Here is an 11,730-nt window from a genome sequence, read left to right as displayed (position 1 = left end):
TCTCCGGTTGCTGGTGCCGGGGCCGTGCACATGGATCAAGTATCCTATTGATCTTGCCTCGGTTCCAAGTGGAGCCAGGTCATCAAGGTTGCTCTCGTTTCTGAGCAGTGTAGCCATCGATCCGTATCACTCCAGCCTTGAGCGAGTAGTGGAATTTTTGATGGATCGCGTTCCCCCGTTTTCAGTTTGTAGACGTTGAACATCCTGGATGCACGTTCGAGCAGCTCGCCATACATGGCTGCCCCTTGGTCATCCCTCGCCCAGGAAACCGTGAATCTCCACAATCAGGTTGGCATGCCGGAGTTCGTGAAGGCAATTGTCCGTGAGCACGTCAAATTCACCACCTTCGATGTTGATCAGTATCACCGCGCGATCGAACGCGACGCCGCGCGCTGCGAGCACGCGCGGAGACTCCGCGGTGGCAACTCTATAAAGGTAATCGCGATCTGCAACGCCCGAGCGCTCAGCAATTCGAGCGATGTTTGCCCCGCTATCATCGCTCACATCAAAGCAATGACTCTCCCGAAACGCTCCGGCCACTATTGAACCGACACCATAAAACCGTCTGCGCTTCCGAGTCGACCAGCGTATCGTGAAGCTTGCCCAGTTCAGCGAGCAGATCACACACTTCCCTCTCGCAAAAGCCAAGCAGCTTTGCACCGTCGTCCTGGGCACACCAGGTTACGAGATCGCCGATGTAGAAGCCCTTCATGTGTCCGTGCTGCACGACGCAACCGGTCATCTCACGGACCCGCCGACTCAGGTAAGTTCGGCGGAGTTCAGTCGTGACGTAGCTTAGCGTCTGAGAAAGGTCCTCGGTTTCCACAACACCGCCTCTCTCTTCTCGTCGCAACAATTCACTCAATTTCTCGGGGAACAACTCGGTGCTGTACCTCAAAATGTCGTCCGTTCTCAGTCCAGTTCAATCCCTTGTTAAAAATAAAAAAGGTCAGGTAGGGGCTGTCGTCCTGTTCATTTCCTTGCTTGCTCAATCAACCGCTGCTACGTGTGCGGCCGACGGTTGCCCGGAACGGAGCGCACCCGCCTCCAGGATTGCCGTAAATACATGCGAACGCTTCTGGATGTTATTGGGCTACTCCTGTTCAATCATTTTCTCTTACGTCATCGAAGTCGAGCCTGCCCAGACTGCCCGCGAGTCGCAAACGTGCGGCTCTCCAGTCGGTCAAGGCCTGCACATGCTGCTGCTCCGCATTCGCCAGAGCCGTTTGCGCATTCAACAGTTCGAGAATATTGCCAACGCCTGCGTGGTACCGATGTTCTGATGCGGAAAACGAACGCTGCGCGATATCCAGCAGCGCCGCATCGCTTCTGACGGTGTCCGTGGCAGTGTGAAGGTCCTGATAGGCCGTCCAGACATCGAGCCCCGCCTTCTGCTGCACTTCATTGAGCGTATCACGCTGCAATTGGACCTGCGCTTCAGCCTGACGGACCTGATACAGCCGTCCGAATCCCTCGAAAAACGGAATCGTGAGCTGAAATCCGACGTACCATTCGCGGCCGGTCGCTGGATATTCTGGAATGCCGAGACCAAGACTGGCAGGCTGATTGTTCCGGCTGTATTTCGAGACCAGACTGAAGCTTGGCAAACCTTCCGCCCTCGTTTGCTCCACTTTCGCCACCGCAGCGTCCAGCTGAGCCTGAGCGGCCAGCACGCTGGGATGCGATTGCTTAACGGCTTCGATGAGATTATCAATCGAATCTAAAAACGCCGTATCGGGTCGCGCGCCGTTATCGACAGAAGGCATCGTGAGCGGCGTGCCCGGTGACAGATCCATGTCGCTCGCGAGCGTACCTATCGCAGTCTGTAAAGCTCCTTGCGCCTTGATGACGTCAATCGTTGCTTGTTCGTGCGCGGTTTGGGCCTGAAGGGCATCGCTTATCGGTGCGACACCCTTGGCAACCCGGACCTGAGCCGCGCCGAGACTGTCAGCTGCCAGTCGCTCGATATCTTTCGCAGCTGCAAGTGCGCCCGCTGCGGCCTGGGCGGCGTAGTAGTCCTTCGCGACATTGATGAATGCCGTTTGCAACGTGGCATCCTGCGTCGCACGTGACGCGGCCAGCAGCGCCGATGCGTTCGCCAACGCTGCGCTGCGCGCGCCGAAGTCGTACAGCGTCCAGCTTAGCGAAATGCTGTCGGACCGGATCGTTGCAAGTGTGGCGGAACTGAGATCCGCATGATCGGTAACATCAGTGATGGAATCGTCCCGTACACCCTGCCAATTCCCAGTGATGCTCGGCAAATACGCCGCCCGTGCAACTCCAACAGCTGCAGCCTGGACCTTTACACTTTCCCAAGCCTCGCGCGTTTTCGGGTTGTCGCAAAGTGTTCGCTCTACGGCTTCCCGCAGTTGAAGCGGATTTCCCGGTGCGCCAAACTGACAAAGCGACGGTGAGACCAGAATCGATCCCGCGGCGGTCTGTGATATTCCATGTTCGGTATTGAAGACATCGATTGCGCGCGCCGACGAAGCCGCGCCAGCGCCGACCAACAACGCCATGCTCGTCACTGTCCTCGCATTAACGTTCACGCATGCTCTCCTGACTGCCCTCCACCAGCGGTCCAAGAAAATATTGTGCAACGCTGCGCTTTCCGGTCTTGATTTCTGCCGTCACCGTCATGCCGGGAGTCAACGTGATCCACCGGTTTTCTATCTTCATCCGGTTCGATGCAAGTTTGATCCGCGCCGTGAATGCCAGCCCCAGCTTTTTGTCCTGAACGGCATCGTTTGAAAGATCAATAACGGTGCCCTCGAGCATGCCGTAACGGGTGTACGGAAACGCTTCGACCTTGACGGCCGCCCGTTGTCCGATTCTGACGAAACCGACATCCTTGTTCTCGATCGTCGCTTCGACTTCTAGCGTGTCATCCGGCACAATTTCCATCAGGCTTTGAGCGGTCGTCACAACACCGCCTACGGTGTGAACAGCGAGCTGCTGCACGGTTCCGGAGACAGGAGCCGTCAAAGTCAGCAGTGCCTGGCGTGTGATGGCTTTGGTCTCGTCGTTCCGGCTCTGCGTAAGTTGTTCCGTTGCCTTTTCAAGTTCATCCAGTTGCTGGCGTCGAAACTCTGAGATAGTCGATTCGATGTCCGCACGTTGCTCAGCTATTCCCGCCGTCAATTCCCGCGCATGGCTGCGTTGCTCATCCAGCTCGTGTTCTTGCGTGATGGCGGCTTGTTCCTTGTCGTAATAGTCGGATTTTGCAACGTAGTTTCCGGCTACAAGGTCGCGATAGTGATTGGCGTTTTCACGGGCCAACGGCGCAGTTGCGGCGAGCTTGGCGATCTCGGCCTTCGTACCATCCAGCTCCGCCTCCCGTTTTGCGAGTTCGGCCCGCGCCGAACTGACCTTGTCGCTGTATTCCCGATAAGTGCCTTCTGCAAACCGTTGCGCCTCGCGCGCGCGATCCGACGGCGCCCCCTCGACAGGTTCCACGACAGGATCATTGCCGTCCTGTTGGGCCGTCAGGAGTGCTCTGGCACGCGCCGCTGCCAGAGCCGAGTCAACGCGGGCGGCATCCGCCTTATCCCGATCGGCGATTGCCTGTGTCGTGTCAAGCTTCATCAGTACTTGCCCCGAGTCAACACGTTGCCCGTCATCAACCTCAATTTTCCGAACGACACCAGTCAGTGCGGGCTGGATAATCTTCACTTCGGCATTCGGCACGAGTTTGCCTTTGGCGCTCACCACAATGTCGAGCTTCCCCAAAACCAAGACAGCGAACACAAGTACGGCGAGCGCGCCGATCGACCGAATCAGCCAGTGAGCGGCGGGATGCGACGGTGTTTCGAGTAATTCAAGATGGGCCGGAAGAAACGCGACTTCATACGGTAGGAATTGCCGTGAAGCTGGTGTGCGGTCACGGACACTCCATACCAACCGAAACACGGCTGCATAGCGTTGCACAAGGGCGAGTGCAGCTTCGAGCCGAAAACTAGCCATGGGCCTCATCCGTTCTGCAACGACACGAGATGGGCGTAGTAGCCCGCGCGTGCAACTAGTTCATCGTGCACGCCGTACTCGACAAGTCTGCCTCTGTCCATCGCGAATATCTGGTCTGCGTGCCGGACGGCGGTCAGCCGATGCGCGATGATGATCACCGTGCGGCCTGCACAGATTGCGCGCATGTTATTTTGGATTACACGTTCTGTTTCAAAGTCCAATGCACTGGTCGCCTCGTCAAAAATCAGGATGCGAGGATTGGTCAGCAACGCCCGCGCGATGGCGATACGCTGGCGTTGCCCACCCGACAGGCTCGCACCGTGTTCACCGACCATCGTGTCATACGCGTTCGGCATCTCGCAGATGAACTCGTGCGCGCCCGCAAGCTCGGCCGCACGCATCACGGCCGCCAGCGATACGCCAGGATCAACGAGTGCGATGTTCTCGCGGACGGTACGGTTAAACAGGAAGTTTTCCTGAAGCACGACGCCGATCTGTCGGCGCAACCACGCGGGCTCAGCCAGTGCGAGGTCTATGCCGTCGATGCGTACCGTTCCATGTTCGGGAACATAGAGCCGTTGCAGAAGTTTGGTGAGCGTGCTCTTGCCCGAGCCCGAACGGCCAACGACGCCAATCACTTGTCCCGCCTTGATATCCAGCGATATCTCATCAAGCGCTGGCGGACCATCGGGGCGATAACGGAACCGGACGTGCTCGAATCGAATGGCCCCCCGGATGGAGGGCAACGCCTGCTGGCGTGGCGAAATCTCCGTACGCGAATTGAGAATATCGCCAAGCCGCTTCATTGAAATCCCGACCTGTTGGAAGTCCTGCCACAGCTGCGCAAGACGCAACACCGGGCCGGCGACGTGCTGCGACATCATGTTGAAAGCAATCAGGCCGCCGATGGTCAGCTTTCCGTCGATCACCAGACGTGCCCCGAGAAACAGCGTAGCAAGCGTGACCAGCTTGCCGACATACTGGATCAGCTGCTGGCCGATGCTAGCAAGTTGGGTCACCCGAAACCCTGATGCGACATAAGCTGCCAGTTGCGTCTCCCAACGACGGACGAACTGTGGTTCAACGGCCATCGCTTTCACCGTCTCGACGCCGCTCACCGCTTCGACAAGGAATGACTGGTTATCCGCGCCACGCGAGAATTTTTCGTTCAATCGATCCCGTAACGTTGGAACGAGCACGCCGGAAATTAAGGCATACAGCGGCAGCGAGGCGACAACGATGAGCGTCAGCCACACGCTGTAGATACACATCACGCCGATGAAGACAAATGAAAATACGATATCGAGCACCGCCGTGAGTGCCTGACCAGTCAGAAAATTTCGAATATTCTCGAGTTCCCGCACGCGCGCGACGGTATCGCCCACACGCCGCGCGCCAAAGTAACTCAGCGGCAACGCGAACAGGTGACGAAACAGCCGTGCGCCGAGTTCGACATCGATCCGGTTTGTCGTATGTGAGAAGACATAGGTACGCAGCCCCGTGAGCAGCACCTCGAAGGTCGAGCAGATGAACAGCGTGATGCAAACGACGTTCAGGGTACTGTAGGTACGGTTGACCAGCACCTTGTCCATCACGACCTGAAACATCAGTGGCGAGACGAGGCCAAACATCTGCAACAGCAATGAAACGCCGAGTACTTCGAGCAGAAGGCGACGGTATTTGACGATTGCCGGGATGAACCACGAAAAATCGAAATGCGCGAGTTCGCCTGCGAGCGACGCGCGCGACGCGAACAAAAGCATCTGGCCATCTGAACGTGTCATCACGCTGCCCGTGTCCGCAACGGTGGGGCCGCTCGCCCCTGCTTCGACAATCAGGGCTCTCTCACCGTCGCAGCCGGCAAGAATGCAATGTTGTCCCTGGCCATCTAGCACAAGGGCAGGAAATGGAGTACGAGAGAGTCGTTCAACAGTCACGCGCACGCGTCGGGTTTTGAGACCGAGCGAACGCGCGGCGCGCTCAAGCTCCTCCGCGGTAAAAGGCTCGCAGCTAACACCCGCTGCATGCCGCAGTTGCTGGGCATCGACCGCCAGTCCATGATACTGGGCAATCAGTACGAGTGCCGCCAATCCGGGATCGGCCATCGACGCATCTTCTTCTGGAACATTCATCCTGCGATCTACCAGTCATGGTGATCAGGCGACATCATTCAGGAGAGCGTCGCGACGAATGTCGCGGACGCTCTCCCGCGCGGATTGCCCGTCAGTGGTGGTCAGTGCCAGTTAGCGGCGAGGACAGGCGCCAGCGCCTGCTGCTCGGCGGGCGTGAAGCTGGTCGCGCCTGGAGCCGGCGGAGCAAAGGCGGCCATCGCCTGCACAAGCTGGTTGACACCGGAAGCTGAGATTGACGTTCCATCGCCCGCGTAGATGTTGTACGTTTGCTCGGCTGCGCCCTCATACCAGTTTTTCAGCGTCACCGTCCCGCCCACGCCAACCTCGGTGATCTGAAGATCCTGACCGACCTGCTGGAACCACAGATCGCCGGAAGGGGTATCCGCCCCAAACCGGAGGCCTCCGCAATTCTCCAGGGTGTAGGTACCGTGCCCCACGGTCGCGGTAAGGGTATCGCTCCCCGTGACGGTGTCGGTCCCGTTCCCCAGCGTTACGTTCTCGCCGTATCCCTGAGCAGTGATTACGTTGTTACCGTTGCCGGCGTATACATTCGCGCCCGAACCGCTCACCGTGATCTCGTTGGACCCGCCTCCAACGGTGATGGTCTCGGAACCACCGCTCCCGCTAATGATGTTGTCACCATCACCGGCCGTCACGTTGTCACGGTCATTGCTCAACGTGACGTTGTTTGCCCCGCTTCCCAAGGTGATAAATTCATAAGCACCGCTCCCGTTGATAACGTTGTTACCATTACCGGCCGCAATATTCCCCCCGTTTTCTACGGTGATTGAATTGTTGCCATTTCCTAGCGTCACCGAGTCGTTCACGCCGGTTTGCATCAAAACATTGTTGCCATTGCCTAACGTCACCGTGTCATACGACCCCGTATCCGCTACCCAGTTATTCCCGTCACCGAGGATCGCCGAATCAGACGCACCCGCCACCACCAGCATGTGATTTTCGTTATCCGCTGTCACGGTCGAATACGCGTTGTCTTCCTGAATGGCGGTTTGTCCATTTGGCGCAGCGAGGCTCTGCTGGGCCGCAAGATTCAGGACGTTCTGCTGCAACTGCACTGTCAGCATCACGCTGGATGACAATCCGCCCATATCAGTTGCCGTAATCTCCAGGCTCAACGCCGAAGACACCTGGCCAGGCGGCGTACCACTGAAGGTCTGATGGACCGGATCAAATGTGAGCCACGATGGCAGCGCACCGCCGTCTGCCATTGTTGCGGAATATGTCAGCGTGTCGCCGGCAATCGGCTCAGTAAAGAGCGCCGACGGCAACGTGTATTGCCACGGCTGGCCCAATGTCGTCATCTGGAAAAGCGGCAACGACTCGTTCGGTATGGCGTAGTAAAGTGGCTGCGGCGGGGTCGGTGCTTCATAAACCGGATTGACCGTCAGATTGAGTAGCGCACTCGCGGACAATCCTTCCTGGTCGGTCGCCGTAATCTCCAGTTGAAAAGCGCCTGTGGTCTGATCCGTCGGTGTGCCGCTAAACGTAAGCGTGGCCGGATTGAAGGTCAACCACGTGGGCAAAGGATTGCCATTCGAAATCGTCGCGATGTACGACAGGGAGTCACCCGCTACGCTTTCGCTAAAGAGCCCCGCTGGAAGTGCATAACTCCAGTGTGTTCCGGCAGCAATGGTCGGTGACGAGAGACTCTGCGTGACAGCCGGCGCATTGGCGGGCGCAGACGGAATGATATTCAAGGCAGTGCTTGCACTGAGGCCGCCGAGGTCTGTTGCCGTGACTTTAAGAGCTATGGTCCCCGTTGTTCCGGATGGCGGAGTGCCGCTGAACACAAGGTTCGTCGCATCGAACGATAGCCAGGTGGGCAACGGCGCACCGTTGGCTAGTGTTGCCCCGTAGCTCAGCGTGTCGCCAGCTATCGTCTCGCTGAACAGTGATGCGGGCAACGAATAGCTCCACGCAGCCCCCGTTGTCACCGACTGCACAGGCAATGTCTGTGTGACAGCCGGAGCCTGGTAAGTCGGATTGACCTGCAGGTTCAGCGTCGTGCTCGTGGCCAAACCACCCAGATCCGTCGCAGTGATTTCCACTGCGAACGCGCCCGTTGTCTGGTCCGTCGGCGTGCCACTGAACGTCCGGTTCGCCGGATCGAACGTCAGCCACGATGGCAACGGATTGCCATTTGCAAGGGTCGCCGTGTACGTCAACGTGTCACCCTCAACCGGTTCGGCAAACAGCGTCGAGGGTAACCCATACGACCACGTGGTACCAACCGACAGCGCCTGGTTAGTCAGGGACTGGCTAACCGTCGGCGCTTCATAGGACGGGTTGATCTGCACATTCAGCGTCGTGCTCGTCGCCAGGCCGCCCATGTCAGTAGCCGTAATCGTGAAGACTAGCGCACCGGTGGTCTGGTCCGTCGGCGTACCGCTAAAAGTTTGCGTCTCTGCATTGAACGTCAGCCACGACGGTAGAGGATTGCCGTTTGCGAGCGTCGCCTGATACGTCAGTGTATCGCCTGCGACGGTCTCACTGAACAACGAAGCTGGCAGCGTATAGCTCCAGGGGTTACTGGCGGCGATCGTCTGCGTGACAAGCGTCTGGTTTATCGTCGGTGCCTGATATGATGGGTTGACCTGCACGTTCAGGGTCGTATTTGTCGTGAGACCACCCATGTCGGTCGCAGAAACGGTAAGGACTAACGCACCGGTGGTCTGGTCCGTCGGCATACCGCTAAAGGTTTGCGTCTCCGCATTGAACGTGAGCCACGACGGCAGTGGATTGCCGTTAGCAAGCGTCGCCTGATACGTCAGCGTATCGCCTGCGACGGTCTCACTGAACAACGAAGCTGGCAGCGTATAGCTCCAGGGGTTGCCAGCGGCGATCGTCTGTGTGCCCAGCGCCTGACCAACGGTTGGCGCTTCATAGGTCGGGTTCACCTGCAGATTCAGCGTCGTGCTTGCTGTAAGGCCAACCTGATCGCTTGCTGTGACGTTCACGACAAGAGGTCCCGTGCTCTGGTCGCTGGGCGTACCGCTAAAAGTACCGGTCGACGGATTGAACACCAGCCAGCCAGGTAGCGGACTGCCATTTGCAAGCGTCGCGCTCAGGGTCAGTGAATCGTTTGCGCCGGTCTCACTGAATAGCGTGCCGGGAAGCGTAAAACTGAATGGCGTACCCGCTGACGCGCTCTGGTTTGCCAGCGTCTGTGTGACGGTCGGCGTGTTGTAGCCGAGAGCGCCAGCTACACTTGCAAAGTTCCACTGGGTGCCATCGGAGAATGCAATCGTAGGCCGGCACACGGCATAACTGAAATAGTACGGGATTGTCACCTGGTCACCATTGCCAAACGACAGCACCAACCCGTTAGATGTGTTACGGGTGATCTGGGTATTGGCTTCGGTGATACCCGTACCGAGCTGCAGTACGTCCTGGTCCGTACCGGCCGTTTTCAGAAAGCTCTCATTCAACGTGACCGCACCATCACCCTCGTTAAAAAGAAACGTATCAACGCCCGCGCCAGCGTAAAGCGTATCATTTTTCCCCGCGGTAATGTCATCATCCAGATTACCCGCAAAGATGATATCGTTTGGCGCACCGACAATCCGGTTATTAACCCCAGACAGACCCTCGAGGAAATTTCCTCCACTGGTCGTATCGGTGAATACCAGTTGACTGGTGATTGAAGTGTAGTTCCAGATCGTTCCGTCAGCGAACACGATCGACGGCTGAGCCGTAGCAAGTGTGAAATAATTCGGAATGCTTACCTGATCACCGTTGCCGAATGAGAGCACCAGCGCGTTGGACAGGGTTCGCGTAATTTGAGTACCAGCCTCTGTGATACCCGTCCCAAGCTGCAGAATGTCCTGGTTGACGCCCGCCATCTTGGGTGTGCTCTCATTCAGAGTGACCGCGCCGTCGCCCACACTGAAAAGAAATGTATCCACCCCAGCGCCCGCGTAAAGGTTATCGTTTCTGCCGGCGGTTACCGTGTCGCTCAGGCCATTCGCCTGAACTGTGTCGTTGAGCGCGCCCACGACTGTATCGGCCAGGCCATTGGTATAAATCGTATCGCCGGGCGCACCGACAATCGTATTGTTAACACTGGCGAGTCCCTCCAGGACATTACCACCCGTAGTCGTATCAGCGTACACGGCCCGATCCGCGATCGCGGTATAGTTCCACGTGGTTCCGTCAGCGAACGCTATTGACAGCTGGGCTGAGTATTTTCCAATCCTGAGATGAGTCTGAACCTGTAGGTGGTGTGGGGTTCAGGGGTCGCTGTGTCTCTATCGGAAAGCGGGAGTTGTCCACGGCCGGCACGGCGGTGGGCAACTCCCGCCCCCGGATTATGCCGTAGCCACCGGCAGCGGCTCAGGCTCGTTTGCGACGAAACGAGGCGAACAGGTTGCGGCGCATGTCCTGAAGCTGCTGGGCGGCCTGGGAGTCGGTCATGGCCATGGCAGTGTCGCTAAGGGTCTGGGCGGTGACGCCGGGCTTGAGGTACTGCTCGAAATCCGGGATCGAGCGCAGCCGGTCCCACGGCGTCATGATCCGCTCGCTCGGGTAGCTCTTGCGGATGCGCCCACGTGCATCCACCGTGTCCACGGCGAAGTAACAGGGCCGGTGGAAGTTCAGGTACGGATTGAGCGCCTGTTCGTGGAAGCGGTTGATCGCCGCGGCATGCCTCTGCGGGATGTGCCCATAGCCGATGAGCTTGCGAACGACCGCGCCGTTCTTGCACTCGGCCAGTGCGTTGTCGTTGGTCTGGCGCGGGCGTGAGCGGGTGAACTCGATGCGCAACTTCTCGAGCAGGCCAGCCACGTCGCGGTTGATGTACTCGCTACCACCGTCAGAGTGAAAGCCGCGCACCACGAACGGAAAACTCTGGAGCATCAGCGCGATGACCGGCAGCAGGTACGCCTCGCTGATGCGCTCGACAGCGGCCACGACCTCCCATTGCGTGACGATGTCCACCGCGTTGACGTGATAGACGCCCTTGACGCCGTCCTGATCGCCTTGATGGACCGTATCGATACGGATATAACCGGGCAGGCCTTCAGGCGCCGGCGCCTTCCTCACGGCGATCTGCACCGGGCTGGGCCGCGTCTTCGTCCATGTGAGGCGCCGCTGGCGGTACGCCTGGCCCGCGCGCAAGTTGTATAGGTGCGACACGGAAATGTGCGACAAGCGTTCGTAGCGCGCATCGCCATACACCTGGCAGGCCCGCCGCGCCAGCGCCCGCGTGGCCGCCCCCGAGAGCGTGTCGTGCAGGCTGTCCAGTTCGACCAGCAAGGCGACATCCTCGTCCGTGTAGCGACGTGGGAATTGGGTGCGCGTGCCGCGTTCACGCTGCTCGAGCGTGCCGCTCTCGCGGTACTGCGCAATGAGTCGAATGACGTGGGCACGTGAGTAGCCCGAGACCCGCTGCACATAGGCGAACAGCAGCCCGCGCTCACCGCGAGACCGCCGAAAATAGCCGAACCAACGCAGCGTGCGCTCAACGAACCGTCGTCGCTCAGCCTCGTCCTGAACGACGTGCAGCTCAACGTCGCAGACCCCCGCCAGGAACTCCCGGACTTGCCCGATCGTCTCCAGCCTTGTCGTATTCATGTCGATCACCATCGCGCAATGATCGACCCCTAAAACTCCCCGC

The 11,730-nt window shown here is 58.6% G+C and carries 7 protein-coding genes; all 7 read right to left on the bottom strand.

Features of this window, described 5'->3' with window-relative positions:
• Positions 1–249 precede the first annotated feature (249 nt).
• The 7 genes from J3485_RS19230 to J3485_RS19200 all read right to left on the bottom strand — a co-directional run bounded on the left by J3485_RS19230 (position 250) and on the right by J3485_RS19200 (position 11,699).
• Positions 250–504 (bottom strand): hypothetical protein, encoded by a 255-nt coding sequence (locus tag J3485_RS19230; RefSeq protein WP_206955964.1) that lies wholly within the window; start codon positions 502–504, stop codon positions 250–252.
• A gap of 1 nt (position 505) precedes the next feature.
• The gene (locus tag J3485_RS19225; protein WP_206955963.1) at positions 506–712 is read right to left on the bottom strand and encodes a hypothetical protein; all 207 of its coding nucleotides are present in this window, start codon (positions 710–712) and stop codon (positions 506–508) included.
• A gap of 391 nt (positions 713–1,103) precedes the next feature.
• Entirely contained in the window at positions 1,104–2,519 is a 1,416-nt protein-coding gene (locus tag J3485_RS19220; RefSeq protein ID WP_206955962.1) for a TolC family protein, read from the bottom strand.
• A gap of 19 nt (positions 2,520–2,538) precedes the next feature.
• Positions 2,539–3,963, bottom strand: a complete 1,425-nt coding sequence (locus J3485_RS19215; protein ID WP_206955961.1) for an HlyD family type I secretion periplasmic adaptor subunit — start codon at positions 3,961–3,963, stop codon at positions 2,539–2,541.
• 5 nt (positions 3,964–3,968) lie between these two features.
• Entirely contained in the window at positions 3,969–6,095 is a 2,127-nt protein-coding gene (locus J3485_RS19210) for a type I secretion system permease/ATPase (protein WP_206955960.1), read from the bottom strand.
• Positions 6,096–6,196: 101 nt separating this feature from the next.
• A complete protein-coding gene (locus tag J3485_RS19205) occupies positions 6,197–10,228 on the bottom strand; it encodes a putative Ig domain-containing protein (RefSeq protein ID WP_206955959.1) in 4,032 nt (1,343 codons plus the stop codon).
• Between the two features lie 220 nt (positions 10,229–10,448).
• Positions 10,449–11,699 (bottom strand): integrase catalytic domain-containing protein, encoded by a 1,251-nt coding sequence (locus J3485_RS19200; protein ID WP_206950637.1) that lies wholly within the window; start codon positions 11,697–11,699, stop codon positions 10,449–10,451.
• Positions 11,700–11,730: the final 31 nt, after the last annotated feature.

The sequence above is a fragment of the Trinickia acidisoli genome (genome assembly GCF_017315725.1).
GTDB lineage: Bacteria > Pseudomonadota > Gammaproteobacteria > Burkholderiales > Burkholderiaceae > Trinickia > Trinickia acidisoli.
This window is presented reverse-complemented; position numbering and strand designations above follow the sequence as displayed.